The following is an 18,544-nucleotide window of genomic DNA, read 5'->3' as shown; positions in this document are numbered from 1 at the left end:
CGCCTTCCCTCAGTCTCGGAGCTGCGCGACCTTGTCCTTCAAGGGTCGGTACACGTACTCCCCCATCGTCGCGATGGCGCCCAGATCGGACCTGTCTCTTGCTACCGCCGCGAACTGCTCCAGGCCGCTGACCGCAGATGCGAGCGCATTCTCCGCCAGAGCGAGAGCGCGCGCCCTGTCGCCTTCCGCCTCGGCCGTCGCGGCAGAGCGGATCGCCAGGATAGCGTCAATGTACGCCACCCCGAAGTCCAGGCGGCCTGCCCAGTACCGCGCGTAATCCCTGCGTTCCCCCGGAACCGCAGCCATTGCTCTCTGCGCTGCATCACGCGCCCGGGCATACCCGTCTCTCACCCGGTGGAGATACTCGGGCGCTTCTCCGGGCTGCCAGTGTTTCATCATCATGCCCGGGATCGGGAAGGCGAGGCCCAGGGCCTCCCATTCGAGCACCTCCGTGGCTGCTTCCAACTCCGAGAACGCGACCAGCATGTCCCCAACAGCCGCTTCCCCGCAGATGGCGGCGATCTGATCTCGGTAAACTTCGTCGGGTGTTGCGGACCGATCCCATGCAGCCCGCGAGAGATACGCCAGGCATGGATCATGGTCCCCGATCATCCAGTACCGTGTGGAGAAGCCCGACCAGTGGTTGTCGCGCAGGTCGCAGGTGAGTTCGTGCAGCGGCCGGGTCATCAACTGCGGCAGCACCCCCACATTGTCATCGTGCAGGGTGTAGATCAGGCTCACCGGCATGTCGCCCACGGGCATATTGCTCAAGACATCCCGTCGCTTCACGATGCGCGAGGGGGTGTAGTCGATGAAGTTCAATATCTCCGAGCCCGGCGGCAACACTAGCGGAAGGATGGGCAGGAGTTCCTCGGAGATGCTGTTCAGCACGACCTTCACGCCCTCGCGTCCGGTGCCGGCAAAGGTCGCGGGGTCGGACAGCAGCCGGTCGTAGAAGTACAGGATCACGATATCCCCCTGCACTTCCGCAAGCGCGCGGTCGGCACCGCCAGGGTAGCCAGTCCTCTGCCTGGCCCGCGCGAGCACTTCCGGCAACGAGATCACCCGCTCAATCCCATACTTCTCGTCCAGTGCATCCCAAGCCGCTTCATGGTGCTCGGTCCATTGCCGGAACTCCGGCGTACCCAGGGCGATGAAGTCCGCCTGCGGATACGTGGTAACCGTTGATCGCAGCACTGCTTTCGCCAGAGTTTCCAGCCCCGGATCGTCGATGCTTGTGTCCTTACCGGGCACAATGCCCATCTCGGCAAGTTGGTGCACCTTCTCTGCTCCGGGTAACAGCGGCTCGAATTCAGGCGGGAACTCGGTGAGGGTGGCGGACACCACCACGTCCATCCCGCGGCTCCGCGCGTAGTCCATGATCGCCCGAACGTGGCGCTGTCCGGCCTCGGCGAACGCCTCGTAGTCCGCGCCGCGGGGCAGATCGGGGTTCCAGAACTCCGTCTCGTCGCCGAAAAGAAAGCGCCCGGGCATGTCGTCGGTGATCGGGTACCGAAAGTCATACCACAGGCTCGCCCTCGTGCGCCTGATGCCGCCGGCCTCGATGTCCAGGAAGGGCTGGTAGGTGTAGAGACTGACGAAAATGCGGTTGAACTTCATTTTCGCGAGCTGATCCAGAACCGGACGGTAGTCGGCGATGCCCCACGACTCCGGGCCCATAGCGAAGTCGTTGACCACCCGCCACTGCCGCACCGACAGGGAAGGCTCCAGGGTCACGTCGAGATTCGGCAACGCGAACCTCGCTTTCGGTGGCAGGACATCCCCGTGGAGCAGACTGCGCACACCCCACCTGTGGGCCAGCTCATACACGGCCCAGAGCGTTGCCCGTGGGCTGCCGCCGGAGATCAGCAACGCGGGCACGCCGTTGTACTCGGTGCGCCGCAGGACGATCCCCTGCTCGCTCAGGCCCGCGGGCACCTGCGCGACAAGGCCCTCCGGCAGTGTGTCTCGCGAACCGACGATCAGGACTGCATCGGCACCCGCAGGGGCGTCGGCGACAGGACATTCGGCGATGCCGAACAGCTTGTCCAGGTAGCCACAGAGCTCTTCGGCGGCGAAACGCTCCAGGTCGCCGCAGCCTTCCGGGACCACCACCGAGACACGGGGGCCCGGCGTGCCGGCCCTTGCGGTTGCACATAGCGCCACGGTGGCAGTAAGCGCGACTGCGGCCAGTTCGTGCGTGCAGATCATGGTGGGCGCTCCTTCTCGCATCAGGTATCGGCCGGAGACCATCGCACAAGCTCAACGCTGCGCACCAGATTCGGGGCGCCTGCCATCACACAGGTGGCAATCCGGCCGTCGCTGAGAAGCACACTGTTGGGGTAGTAGAAGGCCCCGTCAGGTGAGTGCGCGATCACGCGCTCATCCGACCACGTGACGCCACCGTCTTCGCTGAGCCTGCAGACCACCGCCGCGTCTCCGGGCCTCCGTCTTGTGTACGTGAGCAGCAGGCGGCCGTCTCCGAGGAGCGCCATGCTCGGGAAGTCCCCGCGCAGGCTGGTGTCCTGCGGCCCACTCCACGTGAAGCCCGAGTCAACGCTGTGGGTAACCATCAACCGGGGAAGGTCTTCCGTGGCCTCGAAAGATCGGGGCGCACCAAGGCGCGCGGGGGCGCTAGTGCGGTTGTCCTCAACGCACACGCAGACCATCTCGCCGCGTGGGGTCACTGCCATCGCCGGCTCCCAGTACCCCACCCCCGCCGCGTAATGGGCACGGCCGGCCGGGTCTTCGGCCACGTACGATGGATCACCCCACGTAGAGCCCAGGTCCCAGGATCTCAGCAGGCCAACGTAACGGGTCCGCCATGGATAGCCGATGGTCACTGGCAGGATGAGCGTGCCGTCAGCAAGCTGGAATGCCTTGCGCAGGTTGTAGGCGTTCTCCCAGCCAGGAACGCATATCGGTTCGCGGCCCGGCTCCCAGGTGACGCCGTCATCCTCGGAGAACCACAAGCCTATCCCGTGAAGGGTAATTACCGTGTCGAGTTGGGGCAGATGACGGTGCAGGACACCGCGCATGCTTGCCCGGTGTTGTCTGGTCCCTGCCTCACCAACGACCGCCCCCGCCATCAGGCGCCCGTCCTTGAGGGTGCAGATCATCGGGTCGTAAGCGAGGCCGCGGAACAGGCTGGTGACTGGAGCGAAAGAAGCGCCGCCGTCGGTGGACCGCAACACCAGAAGCTCAGCATCGGTCTCGAAGAAGGTCAGCGGGCGATCAAATCCGAACGTGGCGCGGTGCGCCCATGGGCCACACTTACGCAGCACCATGACCAGATCGCCCGAGGGTGCCCGCGTCATGTCGGGAAAATCTGCGTGGAAGTTTGCGTCGGGGTGATGATAGGCGACCGAGTGCTCCGGCATCACTGGCCTCCAGCCACGCCTGCATTGTTCAGATCTGCCCTGTCATCTGCGCACGTCACGACTGAAATACGCCTCGGCGCACCCGGAATCCTTCCAACTGCATTGCATTTCGCCCCACGGCAGTCACAACTGATGAGCGAATCGGTCCGACCGGTCGGGAAGGACACGGTGCGAAGACCTGACGGCGTGAAGGTCGGCTGCGAAGCCTCAGCCGTCGGGGAGCGAGATGGGAACACCACCTCGAACCCGGCGCATCGAACAGGGATGCCCACAGGAGTGCGCTTCAGCCTTCCAGGCACCTGCGCGTCATCTCTCGCTGGCCCGAGGGTGCCCGGACCTAACGAAATCGCGCTCTCTCTGTGCTTGGCATGAGCTCCGCTGGCCGGAGGGTGTCTGGCCCTGCCGAAATGACTGGCTCTCCCTATCTGGAATGAGTTCCGCTGTCTCCAGAGTGCCTGGCGTCTCGTTCGTAACCTTCTTGCCCCACACCCCGCGAGGCGCGCGGCAGCCTGTAGTCGGCGGTGGAAGCCCCCGGATTGCCGCCTCGCCATGTACCGTGAGCCCCCTACGGGGGCGACAGGCCATTCCCCGAGCACTGGTGACGGCCCCCCTCCGGGGCTTGTGGCCCATTCTTGGGGCTGGAATCCCCGGCTTTCGGGGGCTACAGTCGGACGGCCACGACACCGCAGGCAGCGGACCCTGCCACACACGAGGCAGGCACGCATCCAACAAAACCGATGACCCGGCCTGTCACGGTCTTGACTCTCCCGGCCCCGTCTTCTACACTTGGCCTCGCGGGAGATACACACTATGAGCCGGCGGAAAAGGAACCATCGAACCTGGTCTTGGCGGCGTTCGCACTCGTAGCGAACCGCCCGTTCCCGTGCCTGCAGGTCAGGCATCCGAAGCAAGTCAACGCCGTGGGCGGGTTCGCACCTGCCCGCGGCTTTTTTGTGCCCGCTCGCGGCCGGAGCGACGTCCCGGCGATCACAGGAGAATCGATAATGCGCGTCCTATCAGGTATCCAGCCCACCGGAGAGTTCCACGTGGGCAATTATTTCGGAGCTATGCGGCAGTATGTGGACCTGCAGAAGCAGGCCGACAATGACTGCTACTACTTCATCGCGAATTACCATGCGCTCACCACAATCCGCGAACCCGAACTGTTGCGTTCCCTCACCCAGGACGTCCTGCTGAACTTCCTGGCCTTCGGCATCGACCCCGACCGCAGCGTGCTCTTCCGGCAGTCGGACGTACCCGAGGTCACTGAACTGACCTGGATTCTCACCTGCATCACCCCCATGGGCCTACTCGAACGCTGCCATGCCTACAAGGATAAGGTCTCGCAGGGCATCCCGGCCGACCACGGGCTTTTCGCCTACCCGGTGCTGATGGCGTCTGACATCCTGATCTACGACTCCAACCTCGTGCCCGTGGGACAGGATCAGAAGCAGCATGTCGAGGTCACACGGGACCTGGCCATCAAGTTCAACCAGATCTATGGCGAAACGCTGGTTGTGCCCGAGCCATACATTCTCGAGAACGTGGCGGTCGTGCCCGGCGTAGATGGACGGAAGATGTCGAAGAGCTACGACAACACGATCCCCGTTTTCGCCGAAGACAATGTGATCAAGAAACGGATTATGTCGATCGTGACGGATTCGACGCCGGTTGAGGACCCGAAAGACCCCGATAGATGCAACGTGTTCGCCCTGTTCAAGCTCTTTGCCTCGCCCGACGAGACCGCGGAAATGGCGGAACGCTACCGGGCGGGCGGCGTTGGATACGGGGAGGTGAAGAAGAGACTGGTGACCCTCTTCTTCGACTACTTCGCCGAGGCGCGGGCCCGGAAGCGCGAGCTTCTCAAGGACCCGAGGATGGTGGAGGAAATCGCGCGCGCCGGCGCAGCCAGAGCCCGGGCCAAGGCGAGCGAGGTGCTCGACCGATGTAGAAGCGCCGCGGGGTTCTGATTCGCGCAGATGCAGAAGGATTGCGGGAGGCCATGTCGAAAGTTCCAAGAGAACCTGGCTCCCTTCACAGCTTGGAGCTTCCGCTGGGGTCCAGTGATCCACGGAAGTTCCGGCTGCGTTTGCGGCGGATAACCGGCCGCTTCGTTGCGGTGTCCCTCTCCAGCCCGCGAGTTATCGCGGGATCAGGGCTCTCCAGCACCGCTGCGAATTGGCCGCCTGATCCGTCGCAGGCGCGGCAAGGTGCCGGCTGACGAGCCGGTGGTTTCGCGGGGCGGGGACGCCCGCCCAATCACGGAGGTGAGTACAGTGGCGACCGATGCAGGTGCAAGGCGACAGGACCACCATGCGGCGCCCTGCTCGTGGCCAGGCTCACCTCCCGGTCATCGCAGCCATTCCGTGCGGGGCCCGCTCGCACTGCATGACACAACCGGGAGGCAGACAGCATGAACCTGACCAGGCTCGCAGGATATCTTCTGCTATTGTTCGCTGCCATTCATCTGGTCATATCTCTCATGGACTTCGCGCCGGAGTATTCCGCTGCCGGAAACATTGGCGCCAATGCGGAGAAGTACGGGCTGCAGACTTCCGAGACGAACCTGCGGTTCAAACTGGGCCTTGAGTTCACAGTTGACGTGCTGATTGTCGGCGTCCTCGCGATCGCCGGCTGGTGGCTGACCACGACCGAGGTCATCCAGATCGTCTGGATCATCATCATCGGCATCTACGTGATTCTGAGCATCATCGTACGTGCCTCTCCGGTGCTCCCCTTGAGCATCGCGAAATACTCACCCGGTGGCGCATTCTACGGGGCCCAGATCCAGGTGCCCATCGGTGCGGACGTCACCTTCGCGTACCAGGGCGACCAGGCGGTGCGGCAGTACATCGTAATCACGAAGAAACAGGACGTGCGCGTGGCTCAGGCGCTCACTCCCCAGGGACAGCAGTCTGACCAGGTGGTTCTCGACCTGTCCGACAAGGTGGCCGCCCAGCAGTACATGAGTTGCACGGCGCCGTTGACTGTAACGGGAACCGTCGCCGGAACGGGCAGCTACGCCAAAGGGAATCAGCTCTGGACGACGATCCAGATCAGGGTCAAAGGCGCGAAATCGGGGATGCCTCAGAAGTAGCGCACGTGATCGGGGGGCTGTGGGCGGCCGTCCGGGACCAACCGGGGGTCGCCCTTTTCGTCGCGTCGGGCAGGGCGCTTTGCGCCCACCGGCCGGTTCCGGTCGTGAACTCTGGAGGTCGGTCGATGTCGCGGATGTGGCCGGACTACGAGATCATCTGTCGCCAGTTGCAGCAATGGGCGCAAGAGCACCCGAATTGGATGGCCCTGGAGACCCTCGGAAGGACTGCATTGGGCCGTCCACTGCTCGCTGCCGTCCTCACCGCGGCAGATACCGATCCCGAGGAGAAGCAGCATGTGCTTCTCACCGCAATGCATTCGGGGGTGGAACGATCAGGTTCCGGGTCGGTCCTGGCCACGATGGAGTGGCTTCTGTCGCCGGAGCCGACGGCGCGTGAGATCCTCCGCCGGCAGGTAGTTGTGTGCATGCCGGTGGTGAACCCCGATGGCTACGCGGCCGGGACCCACACGAACACGCACGGCAAGGACCCCTATACCTACTGGAATCTTGATGGCCCGCTGGAACCCGAGGCCATGCCGGAGAGCGTGGCTGTCCAGACTCTCATGGACCGCTGGCAGCCCGAACTCCTGGCGGATGTGCACGGCATCGACGAGAGTTTCGAAGGCTACATGAGCCTGGAGAACTCGGGATTTTCGTACTCCAACTCTTCGCTCAGGCCGTACCAGTACGACCTGGTGAGGCGAATGGACGCTGCAGCGCTCGCAGGGGGCTACCCTTCAGACCGTCTCGAACAGGACGGAGAGCGGATGCTGTGGGGGCCGGAACTCGACGCGATATCCCACAAACTCTGGTGGGGTCGGCCCAGGCACTACGCCGCGACCTACTGCTACAACCGCTATCACACACTGACGCTGGCATCGGAGTGCATGTGGGAGGAGAGCGGACTGTTGCGCCATCGAGCATTGCTCAAGACCGGCAATACCACCTGGTCCGGCGAGTACTACCCGGGTTATCCAACACGGGTCATCATGTCCAATGTGCTCCATCAGATCGCTGCGTACGGGGACACAGTCGCCAGTCGGCGCCGTAGTCGGATCGAACTATGGGAACGCCAGGGCAGCATCCTGCACGGCCCGTACAATCCGCAGATGGACGGCTGCATGGTGTATGCTTGCGCTACCAATCCGGCCGCAGCCGACAGGTGGCTGGGCGACCGTTCGCTCAAGGCGATCCGCGAGCGCCTGCCGGGATGCCCCCACGTTGACGCAGCGCCGATCCTGGCGCTGCTCGACCGGCACCCATCCGGCGGCGGGCAATGGGGCCCAGAGCCTCACCTGTACCTGACCGGCGGCGAGCGCCCCAGCGATGCCCCGGAACCGATCCGCCACGGTCTCGCATTACGCCTGCGCATCCCCTATAGCCGCGCACGGGTCTTGGACGTACGTCTGAATGGGCACGAACTGGCTCCATCCCCCACCGATGGCTTCATCTCCTGGCGCGCTCGTGGGTACGTCTACGTGCAAACCAACATCCCCCCAGCGCTGTCCGCCAATCAGGACCTGTTTCTTGTCACTGTCGAGTATGACCCCTGTGAGCGCCGACGTCAGGGATGGGTCCCGCCAATCCTGCGAAGCGGCGAGTGAGACCGAGCTGCCACGAGCGGGACTCGTCAACTCGCCGCTAACACCCGCTCGCGCGGAAGATCCAGCATCAGTCCTCTGCGTGGGATGGTCCTGACCACCGGCTCGTGTCTCCCGGGAAGAGCCTCCTCCAGTTTCCGCGACAGATTGTGGCGGTGCCAGTAGATCTGCTGGGGCTCCACCGCATCGCGCGCTCCCCAGAGGGCGTCATACAGAAGATCGAAGCTCACGCAGCGGCGCGGCTTGGCCGCAAGCAGCGTGAGTAACTGGTACTCCATGGGCCGCAGGCGCACCTCGCTGCCATTCACCAGCGCAACGTCCGGCCTGTCGGGGTCCAGCGCGAGCAAAGGGACTCCCTCCGTGTCCTGCTCCCGCGCGCCGGATTCATTGGAGGCTTCGCCCGCAGTCTCAGATAGCGCTTCGGGCGAAGTGGGACAGCCGGCGACTCGGCGCAGCACAGCCACGAGACTATCCGGAAGGACCGCTCGGAGTTGTTCATCGGTGGCGGCGGCGATGGCCGCTTTGTTGCTGATTCCGTGACCCATCAGAACCAGTGCATGGTCCCTCTGCAACGCTGGTATCCGAAGACGGTGCAGTTCGAGGCACTCTTCCGGCAAAGAGGCACTCACGGCTTCCCCGAAGCGCTCCAGACGCTGGACATCCAGTGGATCAGCGCGGTACTCCTTGGCCAGACGCGCGATGCACTGGATCGCCCAACCAACCGCGGCGCAGAGGGCCGCTGCTCGACCGGCCGGCACGCCGGTCTGCTCTTCCAGTTCACCGCTTGCGCCGTGACCGATCCAGTGCGCGACGATCAGAGCTACGCGTGCGGCGTGCTCGCAGTCGTCCGCCCGTGACAGGCCGTGGGACACCAATTCGCCCAGACTTTCCGACCAGGCGCCCCCGCGTCGCAAGTGGTGCTCGAGAGCCCCACGCCAGGGCTGATCCGGGCGTGCCTGTGGCAGCGGGACCTCTCTCGCCTCCCGACTCTGCGAAGCCAGGATCAGGGCTTCCGTGTTGCTCGGAGCGCGACCGGATTCACGGAGCCAGACCAGGAAGCGTCCCACGCTTTCCACCGCGAGCCCCGAAGCTGCGGCGGCACGCCCTGCTCCGGTGAGCAGGAGGCCATCACCGAAGGCCCCTTCCTCAGCCAGTCCCCACTTCACCGCCGTCTCCGTCGCCCATGTCTCCTCAGGCGTCTCTACCCGGTCTTCACTCACGGAGAGCAGTCGCAGGCTGCCCGGCAGGGGGTCACCGGCATGCTCCAGGGCTTTCAAGAGCACCAGACGGCGCAGCGGGGGCAACTGGAAAACCTGACCAACCACCGGTTCCGCTTCTGCCTCGATGTACCGTTTCAGGAGACAGTCGGAAGCGAACCCGGCTTCGCCCAGGAGAATCGCGCGGCCGAATTGATCAACGAACCCCAGCCGGCCGGCCCGCCCAGCCATGTTCTCGAACTCCGCGCGACCCATGGGGGCCAGGGTGGGACGTCCACTTCCCACGGCACACCATTTCCGGGGGTCCACGATCACATTCCGTGCGGGCAGATTGACGCCGACCGCAAGCGTGGTGGTGCAGACCAGGCAGCGAATCTCGCCTGCTGCAAAGGCTTGCTCGATCACCTGTCTCTCCGCGAAGTGTAGATCCGCATTGTGGAACGCGACGCCACACTGGAGCAGTTCGCGCAGTTCAACCACCGCCCGCGTCGGCGTTAGCTCTCCCAGGGCGTCCAGGGCCGCCTGCGCACCTCCGGAGCCCAGTTCATCGGCGATCATCTGTGCCCCGCGCACGGTGCTGAGGCGGTCCGGCACGAAAAGCAGGGTCGACTCGCCCTGCTGTGCCAACCGGCCTGCGAGACACGCCGCGGCCTCGAGCGGGGACATGTCCTCGTGTACAGACGCCGGCAACTCCTCCCACGACGCAAGACCAGAATTGTGCTCCAGGTACCGGAACACGCCGTCACTCCAGATGCCCTTGCGAAGCTCCACGGGCCTGCGACGCTCCTGGATGAGCCGCGCCCCGAGCCAGTCGGCCAGCTCCGGCCCGTTACTCAGCACTGCAGACAGCCCAACAATCTGGATGGACGGGACCTGCCGGAATCTCGCCAGGATCAACTCCAGACATGGGCCGCGGTCGGGGTCGCCCACCACCTGAAGTTCGTCGGCTACCACCGTACCCACGGTCCCCACGAGCCCCGGCGAGTCCAGCACCAGCGCCCAGAGCTTCTCGGGTACCGTCACGAGGACGTCGAAGTCGCCCCGAGACAGCCTGCTGTCTGCGCCCCGCCGTTCAGCGGTGGAAATGTCCACCCGCAGACCCAGCGAGCGGTAAGCCTGGGAGAACTGGTGGTACTTCGCTTCAGCAAGAGCCTTTGTCGGAACCAGGTAGACAGTGCGGCGTGCATGGGTCGCGGCATGGGTTGCGGCCATCTCACCGATGAAGGTCTTGCCACAACCGGTGGGGCCGCAGCCCACGATGCTCTTGCCGGCCAGGACTTGCCCGTCGAGCACAGCCTTCTCCTGGATCGGCAGGAGCTCGTCTCCGTACTGCATCGACCAGGTCTTCAGCAAGTCTGGATGTGCCCCGCAGGCTTCGAGTGATGCCATCTGCATTTCCGACGCCCCCCAAAGGCGCTCTGATTTATCGAACGCTCATTCTAAACATTTCCGATTCAGAGTCAAGTGTTTTATCGAACAGATATTCTTTTCAGTCGAAGCTACCGGCGAATTGCCAGTATGTCCTTTTTGTGCTACACATATAAGCGCCGCGAAGCTACAGAAGGCGGAAAAGCCACCAAACCGAAAGAGTGACTGAATTGGCCGGTATTTGGGATCTGGTTCGCGAGAACGTCAAGACAATCACCCCATACTCCCCGGGGAAATCCTCCCGTGAAGTCATGGAGGAACTGGGGATCACCGAAGTCACCAAGCTGGCCTCAAATGAGAACCCGCTGGGGCCGTCACCCAAGGCCATCGAGGCCATGAGCGCAGCGCTCCAGGACGTCTACATCTACCCCGACCCCAACTGGACCGAGTTGCGCGCCGTCTTGGGCGAGTTCTACTCCGTGGACCCCGAGGGCATCATCATCGGCCGCGGTTCCGATGAGATCATCCACATGCTGGGCACGTCATTGCTGAACCCGGGCGAGGAGGTCATTTACTCCATGCCACCCTTCGCCCTGTATCCCTTCACCGCGACGGTGATGAACTGCAAGCATGTGCAGATCCCCAGTACCGGCCCGCGCGGCATGGACCACGACCTCGACGCGATGCTCGCGGCGATGACCGACAAGACCAAGCTGGTTTTCATCGGCAACCCGTGCAATCCCACCGGCACCATACTCACGGCCGCTCAGATCGATGCTTTCATGCAGGCAGTGCCGGATCACGTCATGGTGGTCTTCGACGAAGCGTACGCGGAGTATGTGGAAAATCCTGACTACCCGGACACGCTGGAGTATGCCCGGCAGGGGCGGCTTTGCATCACCTTGAGGACTTTCAGCAAGGCCTATGCCCTCGCGGGCCTGCGCATCGGCTACGGCATTGCTCATCCTGATGTGGCCGTGGCGATCAAGCTCACCTGCGAGCCTTTCAACGTCAGCGGCATTTCACAGGTCGCGGCAATCGCCAGCATCCGGGACCCCGAGCAGGTGCGGCGCAGCGTGGCGATGAACAGCGCCGGCAAGAGGCAACTCTACGCCGCTTTCGAGCAGATGGGCATCGAGTACCAGCCCACCGAGGCTAACTTCATTTTCCTGGACACCGGCATCGATTCCCGGGAATGCTTCGACCTGCTCATGCGTCGCGGCGTCACCGTGCGCACCGGGGAGATATTCGGCTTTCCCACCTGGATCCGGGTCACCATCGGAACCGCCGACCAGAACCAGCGGTTCATCGACGCCCTGGCCGACGTTCTGGGACGATAGAATGCAGGATCGCGGCAGCAACCGCGCCTTTGCGGCGCGCCAGCAATCATAAGAGAAACGGGCACACGCCGCGTGGGAGAGCGCCGGCGGGTCTGAGCGTCAGGCCGATCTCGCGGAGGCATTTCGGAATGATCATCGTCATGGCGCCCAGCGCCACCGAAGAGCAGATAAAGAATGTGATCAAACGTCTCGAGGAGCGCGGGTACGGCCACCACGTCTCCCGCGGCGTGGAACGTACGCTGATTGGGGCCATCGGCGCTCATGAGAGCGAGAAGGAAGCGGTCGCCAGCCAGCTTCAGGTCCTGGCCGGCGTGGAGCGCGTCGTCCCGATTCTGCGCCCGTACAAGCTGGTGAGTCGCGAGCTTGAGCACGAACCGATCCCGGTGGGCATCGGGGACGCCTTGTTTGGGGCGGGGCATGTGAGCGTCATCGCCGGCCCGTGCTCCATCGAGAGCCAGGAACAGACCCTCGAGGCCGCCCGGGCAGTGCAAGAGGGCGGAGCCAGGGTCTTCCGCGGCGGTGCCTTCAAACCCCGCACATCGCCCTACGATTTCCAGGGGTTGGGTGAACAGGCCGTTGAGTTCATGGTGCAAGCCCGGGAGGAGACCGGCCTGCCCTTCGTGACCGAGGTCATGGACGTGCGCCAGGTGGCCCTGGTTGCGGAGAAAGCCGACGGCCTGCAGATCGGCACTCGCAATATGGCTAATTTCGACCTGCTCAAGGAAGTCGGCAAGGTCAGCAAACCCGTCATTCTCAAGCGCGGGTTCGCAGCAACCGTCCAGGAATGGCTTCGCGCGGCGGAGTACGTAGCTGCAAGCGGGAACCTGAACATTATCCTTTGCGAGCGCGGCATCCGCACCTTCGAGACGGACACTCGCTACACTCTGGATCTCGCGGGAATGGCATGGGCCAAGCTGGAGACCCACTTGCCCGTGATCGTCGACCCCAGCCATGCCACGGGGAAGCACCAGCTGGTGCCCCAGATGGCTCTCGCCGCCGTGGCGGCCGGTGCGGACGGCCTGATGATCGAGGTTCATCCGCACCCGGACCAGGCCATGTCCGACGGCGCGCAATCGCTCACTCCCAGGAAATTCGTGCGTCTTATGGGGGACATCCGCAATGTCGCCCGGGCCGTGGGTCGCCAGGTCTGATGTAACGACCCGGCCTCATCGCCTGCTGCCCGGAAAGCTCGGGAGGCAGTGCCTTGCCGACATGATGGCAGACGTCCGCACCACCTGAGAAAGTCGAGCGCTCTGCCGCATTTCCTATGATTTACCAGCGAATGGCCGTCATTGGCGTCGGGCTCATCGGGGGGTCGGTGGCCCTTGATGCGAAGGCCCGCGGTCTGGTGGGCCACGTGGTCGGGGCATCGCGCTCCGACCAGACACGGCGCATCGCCCTGGAAAGGGGCATCGTGGACGAGTTCACCCACGACCGCTCCGAGGCGGCTGCAAGTGCCGACCTGGTCTACATCTCGGTCCCGGTGGGTGACACGGACGCGGTGCTACGCGAGATCGCTCCCGCGCTCCGTCCAGACGCCGTGGTGACCGACGCGGGCAGCACGAAGACCCGCGTCATGCAGTCGGCCCGTGAAATCCTGGCCGGTCGCTGCGTGTTCATCGGTGGGCACCCCATCGCCGGCTCCGAACAATCCGGTGTGGATGCAGCACGTGAGGGGCTCTTCGAGGACCGCACGTATGTCCTCACTTCCCTGCCGGATACGCCGGCGGACGAATTGGGGCGGCTGGAACAGTTCGTGACGGGATTGGGCGCACGCGTGGTCCTGTGCGACGCCGACCAGCATGACCGCCTGCTCGCCGTCACCAGTCACCTGCCGCATCTCGTCGCCTCGGCTCTTGCAGTGTGCCTGTCCGGCATCGCGCCGCGGTGTGGCGATCTGAAGCGCTTCTCGGGCTCCGGCTTGCGCGACACGACCCGCGTCGCCGCCGGCTCACCCGAACTGTGGCGGGACATTCTCCTGGAGAACGCGGGCAACGTGCTGGCGGCGCTGGAGCCGTTCCAGCGGCACCTGGAAGTCTATGTGCAGGCTCTTGAGACGAGCAATGCAGAGCTATTGACCCAGCTTCTTGAGAGTGGCGCGGCATTCCGGAAAGGCCTCGACGACTCGTGACACTTCTGAAGGTGACGCCCGGTGGCCCTCTTACTGGAGAATTCACGCCTCCGGGTGACAAGTCCATCTCCCACCGCGCGGCGATGTTCGGGGCGATTGCCCAAGGTGACACTCCGATCTGCGGCTTCCTGCAAGCCGAGGACACGCTGAACACTGTCCGCGCCCTTGAGCAGATGGGGGTTGTCGTGGAGCGCGGCGGCGCCGGCGAACTGCTGGTGCGTGGCGTGGGCCTGCGCGGCTTGACAGCCCCCGCGTCTGATCTCGACCTCGGGAATTCCGGCACCGGGATGCGTCTGCTCATGGGCATCCTCGCGGGACAGCGCTTCGCGGCGACCCTCACCGGGGACGAATCGTTGTCGCGCCGGCCGATGGACCGCATCGCCACACCCCTTGGGCTCATGGGCGTTCGCGTCAAAGGCCGGACGGAACGCTGCCTGCCGCCGGTCACGGTTTTCGGAGGCAAGCCGGCGCCGGTTGATTACAGTAGTCCTGTGGCAAGCGCCCAGGTGAAGTCCGCTGTGCTCCTGGCGGGCCTGTATGCGGACGGGATCACAACCATCACCGAGCCGACTCGCTCCCGCGACCACACCGAGCGAATGCTGGCGGCTTTCGGCGCAGACCTGCGGGTTGACGGCCTGCAGGTCGCTCTGGAGGGAAGCAGAGAGCTTACCGGGCGTGAGGTCGCCGTCCCAGCGGACGTCTCATCCGCTGCATTCCCACTGTGCGCCGCATTGATCTGCCCGGACAGCCGCATCACTGCACGAGGCGTCCTGCTGAACCCAACCCGCACGGGGCTACTCACGGTCCTGCGCAGGATGGGTGCTAGACTGACAATCTCCAGCGAGCGCGACCAGGCCGGCGAGACCGTGGGCGACATCACCGCCGAGACCAGCGAACTGCAGGCAACTGACGTGACCGGGGACGAGATTCCGGCGATGATCGACGAAATTCCGCTTCTGGCAGCAGTTGCCACCCGCGCTCGCGGCACCACCCGGATCCGCGGTGCAGGGGAGTTGCGGGTGAAGGAATCCGACCGTCTGGCAGTCATGGCCCAGGTGCTCACGTCCATGGGAGCGCGGGTCCAGGAGTTACCCGACGGTCTGGACATCACCGGCCCAATCGTGCCCTCGGAGGCCGACATCGACCCGCGGCACGATCACCGCATCGCCATGAGCGCAGCCGTGCTGGGACTGGTGGCATCCGGGCCGGTGGAGATCACGGGCGCCGAGTTCATCGCCACCTCGTTTCCGGGGTTCGCGCAACTCATGAACGATCTGGGCGCCAGGCTGGAGGAGGTCAAGACGTGAGCAGGCGGGTGCAGGTCGCCATCGACGGACCGGCCGGCGCTGGAAAGAGCAGCGTAGCCCGTGGGCTTGCAGCAGCCTTGGGCTATACGTACATCGACACCGGCGCCATGTACCGCGCGGTGGCTTACAAAGCTTCCCAGGCGGGGTTGGATGTCCAGCGGGATGCGGGGCCCATCGGCGATCTCGCGGGGATGATGGAGTTTGAGTTCCGAGACCTTGATGGCGAGCAGCATCTGTTCGTGGACGGGGAGGATGTATCCGAGATCATCCGCACGCCGGAGATGGGCAAGCTGTCGTCGCCGGTCTCCGCAATTCCGGCAGTACGGGAGCATCTCGTGGCCGCTCAGCGCCGCATGGCCGGCTCGGGCGGTACAGTGATGGAAGGCCGGGACATCGGCACCGTCGTCCTGCCGGGTGCACAGGTGAAAATCTTCCTCACCGCGACTGACGAAGAGCGAGCCCGGCGCAGGGAGCACCAGCTTCTCGAAATGGGTATCGCGCAGCCCTTCGACCAGATCCTCGCCGATATCCGGGAGCGCGACCACCGGGACAGCACCCGCGCAATTGCGCCCTTGAAAAAGGCCGACGATGCCGTCGAGATCGTGAGTGACAATATGACCAAGGATCAGGTCATCGCCGAACTGGTCCGCATCGTCCGGGCTGCCGAGGAGGCCATCTGAGCCCATGGAGCAGGATATCCGCCTGCCGGGGGCCAAGGACCGGCCCCACTACCGGTTCATCGCCGACCATCTGCTCCCCGAGATCCTGGGCATTACAGGCGGAGTCTGGGTAACCGGCCGCCGGAATGTGCCCACCACCGGGCCGGCGCTCATCTGCCCAAACCATCTGTCATACCTGGACCCGCCGCTGATGGGACCTGTCATCGGACGCCGCTGCTGCTTCATGGCCAAACGTTCGCTGTTCAAGATCCCTCTGCTGGGGCCATTCATCGCGGCATCTTACGCGTACCCGGTTGACCGCGACGAAGGCGGCAGGCAGGCGATCCGTATCGCCACCCGACTCCTCGAAGCGGGAGAACTCGTGGTTATCTTTCCCGAAGGCACGCGTAGTCCCACCGGCGAAATGCTGCCGGGCAAGCCGGGACCGTCGCTCATCTCGTCGCGCACCGGGGCGCCCATTATCCCGGTGGGCCTGTGGGGAACGGACATCGTCATGCCCCGCTTCAGCGGCGGGATTCACCGCTGCCCCATCTACGTGTGCATTGGCGAGCCAATCCCCGCACCCCTCGCCCCCGAAGGCGGCCGTGTTGGCAAGGAGCAACTACGCGAACACACTGACCAACTCATGGCGGAAATCGCCAGACTCAGAGAGCGTGCCAGGTCCTTGGTCCCCCGGTATTGGCTCGAGCGCGCCGAGGCCGCCAAAGCCCGATGGCGCGACAAGTACGCCGCGGAGATCGAAGAGGCCATGCTCGAGATTCAAGGAGACTGACCGTGCCCAAACATTTCCACCACATCGCCGTCGAAGTTTCCGACGCAGCACGTTCCGAACGTTTCTACTGCGACCTGCTGGGTTTCAAGAAGACCGGCGAGTTCCATTTCCCGGACCGCGGCCGGACCATCGTTTTCGTGGAGCTCGATGGGGTATGCATTGAACTATTGCAGGACGAGGGCGTCGAACCTTATGTGGAGCCGCCGGCGAAGCAGGCAGGCTACAAACACCTTTGCCTGCAGACCGACGACGCCAACAGCGCGTATGAGCGTCTGAAAGCGGCTGGCGTAACCATCCGCATGGAACCCTTTGATACGGCGCTGGACTCCCGGATCTTCTTTTTCGAAGACCCGGACGGCCTGCCGCTGGAACTGTGGCAGCCCTTGGCCTGAGCGCCACTGGAGAGCACAGAATGCAGAAACTGAACCCTCTGTCTATCGCCTTTGTCGGGCTGGCCCTCGCCTGTTCGGTTGCCAACGCGCAGCCAATGAAGCCCTGCGACCTGATGAAGATGATGATGAGCGACGACCAGGATGTGGTCAAGCAGGGCATCGACGGGTTCGTGAGCCTTGGCAAAATGGGTGCGGTGCCCCTGGTCTGCTTCATCTCCGGTCAGGCACCGGGCGCACCCGTAGCCACCGAGCAGGGGAAGAGCAATGCTGAGAAAGCTCTGGTGAAGATCGGTTCCGCGGCCGTGCCGGCGATTATCGAGCGCCTGGGGAGCAGCGACGAGGAGTTCCGGACCCGCCTGGTCCGCGTGCTCGGACAGATCAGGGACCCGCGTATCACCCAGCCCCTGATGAACCTGTGGAAGAGCGAGAAAAGCGACCGCGTCCGCCGGATGCTGGTCGGTTCGTTGGCGCGCGTGCTCAAGCCCGGCGCACTGCTCCCGCTGCTACGGGAACGCATCCCTGCCGCGGGGCCCCAGGAACTGCGTGCGCTGGCCGGGCAGCTGGCGCTCCAGGCGCGGACGATCGACCTCGGCAAGGTGATCGCACGAATCCCCACCGACAAGCTCAAGCAATTCGTGCAGGATGTTGTTTCGGACCTCAAGGCCATAGGCGGCAATAGCGCCGCTGCCGCCATCCAGAGACTGGAGACGCTGACTGGGAGGGACTGACTGTGCTGAAGGAGATCTGGGAACGCGCCAGCGTACGCCGCTACAAGCCGGATCCGGTGCCCGAAGATGCCCTGGAGGAGATCCTGCGCGCCGCGATGCATGCGCCGACCGCGAACAACGTGCGCCCATGGCATATCGTGGTTGTGACGGACGCCGAAACGCGCCGGAAGCTTAGCGAGGTCCACCAGTGGGCCGGCTTCTGCGCCGAATCCCCGGTAGTCCTCGCCTTCTGCGGCGACCCTGCAAAATCTGAACACTGGTGGATCGAGGACTGCTGCGCGGCGGTTGAGAACGCCATGATCGAGGCTGTGAGCCACGGGCTCGGCACATGCTGGATCGGTATTCGCGGCAGCGAAGCCACCGGGATGCAACGCGAGGACCTGGTGCGCGACGTCTTGGGGATCCCCGATTCCATCCGCGTCCTTGCTCTCGTGAGTCTGGGCTACCCGGCAGATCAGCCATCACCCAAGGGCCCCGGGCCGATGTCCGCCGTCCACCGCGAGCGCTGGTGATTTCCCCGGCGCCAGATTG

15 protein-coding genes are annotated in these 18,544 nt (G+C 64.3%); 12 read left to right on the top strand and 3 right to left on the bottom strand.

The window, feature by feature from the left end; genetic code table 11:
* Positions 1-9: 9 nt before the first annotated feature.
* Positions 10-2,211 (bottom strand): hypothetical protein, encoded by a 2,202-nt coding sequence (locus tag HPY44_18500; GenBank protein ID NSW58000.1) that lies wholly within the window; start codon positions 2,209-2,211, stop codon positions 10-12.
* A 20-nt stretch (positions 2,212-2,231) separates the two neighbouring features.
* Positions 2,232-3,380 (bottom strand): exo-alpha-sialidase, encoded by a 1,149-nt coding sequence (locus HPY44_18495; protein ID NSW57999.1) that lies wholly within the window; start codon positions 3,378-3,380, stop codon positions 2,232-2,234.
* Positions 3,381-4,384: 1,004 nt separating this feature from the next.
* Here HPY44_18495 and trpS point away from each other — a divergent pair.
* From trpS to HPY44_18480, 3 genes are all read left to right on the top strand, one after another.
* Positions 4,385-5,350 (top strand): tryptophan--tRNA ligase, encoded by a 966-nt coding sequence (trpS, locus tag HPY44_18490; protein ID NSW57998.1) that lies wholly within the window; start codon positions 4,385-4,387, stop codon positions 5,348-5,350.
* Positions 5,351-5,793: 443 nt separating this feature from the next.
* On the top strand, positions 5,794-6,477 hold the full coding sequence (locus HPY44_18485) for a hypothetical protein (GenBank protein NSW57997.1): 684 nt from the start codon (positions 5,794-5,796) through the stop codon (positions 6,475-6,477).
* Positions 6,478-6,602: 125 nt separating this feature from the next.
* On the top strand, positions 6,603-8,081 hold the full coding sequence (locus tag HPY44_18480) for a hypothetical protein (protein NSW57996.1): 1,479 nt from the start codon (positions 6,603-6,605) through the stop codon (positions 8,079-8,081).
* Between the two features lie 26 nt (positions 8,082-8,107).
* Here the strand turns inward: HPY44_18480 and HPY44_18475 are convergent, their stop codons facing one another.
* On the bottom strand, positions 8,108-10,684 hold the full coding sequence (locus tag HPY44_18475; GenBank protein NSW57995.1) for a DEAD/DEAH box helicase: 2,577 nt from the start codon (positions 10,682-10,684) through the stop codon (positions 8,108-8,110).
* A gap of 209 nt (positions 10,685-10,893) precedes the next feature.
* Between HPY44_18475 and HPY44_18470 the strand changes: the two genes are divergently transcribed.
* The 9 genes from HPY44_18470 (at position 10,894) to HPY44_18430 (ending at position 18,525) form a co-directional block, all read left to right on the top strand.
* Positions 10,894-12,003: a histidinol-phosphate transaminase gene (locus HPY44_18470; protein ID NSW57994.1), complete on the top strand. Its 1,110-nt coding sequence runs from the start codon at positions 10,894-10,896 to the stop codon at positions 12,001-12,003.
* Positions 12,004-12,131: 128 nt separating this feature from the next.
* Entirely contained in the window at positions 12,132-13,154 is a 1,023-nt protein-coding gene (gene aroF, locus HPY44_18465; protein ID NSW57993.1) for a 3-deoxy-7-phosphoheptulonate synthase, read from the top strand.
* Between the two features lie 131 nt (positions 13,155-13,285).
* The gene (locus HPY44_18460) at positions 13,286-14,134 is read left to right on the top strand and encodes a prephenate dehydrogenase (GenBank protein ID NSW57992.1); all 849 of its coding nucleotides are present in this window, start codon (positions 13,286-13,288) and stop codon (positions 14,132-14,134) included.
* Positions 14,135-14,139: 5 nt separating this feature from the next.
* Complete coding sequence (gene aroA, locus HPY44_18455; protein NSW57991.1) at positions 14,140-15,441, top strand: 3-phosphoshikimate 1-carboxyvinyltransferase; 1,302 nt, start codon at positions 14,140-14,142, stop codon at positions 15,439-15,441.
* Complete coding sequence (locus HPY44_18450) at positions 15,438-16,121, top strand: (d)CMP kinase (GenBank protein NSW57990.1); 684 nt, start codon at positions 15,438-15,440, stop codon at positions 16,119-16,121. The genes aroA and HPY44_18450 overlap by 4 nt, the downstream gene beginning before the upstream one ends.
* Positions 16,122-16,125: 4 nt before the next feature.
* Entirely contained in the window at positions 16,126-16,893 is a 768-nt protein-coding gene (locus HPY44_18445) for a 1-acyl-sn-glycerol-3-phosphate acyltransferase (GenBank protein NSW57989.1), read from the top strand.
* Between the two features lie 2 nt (positions 16,894-16,895).
* Complete coding sequence (locus HPY44_18440; GenBank protein ID NSW57988.1) at positions 16,896-17,285, top strand: VOC family protein; 390 nt, start codon at positions 16,896-16,898, stop codon at positions 17,283-17,285.
* A 20-nt stretch (positions 17,286-17,305) separates the two neighbouring features.
* A complete protein-coding gene (locus HPY44_18435) occupies positions 17,306-18,013 on the top strand; it encodes a HEAT repeat domain-containing protein (GenBank protein ID NSW57987.1) in 708 nt (235 codons plus the stop codon).
* 2 nt (positions 18,014-18,015) lie between these two features.
* Complete coding sequence (locus HPY44_18430) at positions 18,016-18,525, top strand: nitroreductase family protein (GenBank protein ID NSW57986.1); 510 nt, start codon at positions 18,016-18,018, stop codon at positions 18,523-18,525.
* Positions 18,526-18,544: the final 19 nt, after the last annotated feature.

The organism is Armatimonadota bacterium (assembly GCA_013314775.1).
Taxonomy (GTDB): domain Bacteria; phylum Armatimonadota; class Zipacnadia; order Zipacnadales; family JABUFB01; genus JABUFB01.
The sequence above is the reverse complement of the archived record's forward strand: the minus strand, read 5'-3'. Positions and strand labels throughout refer to the sequence as shown.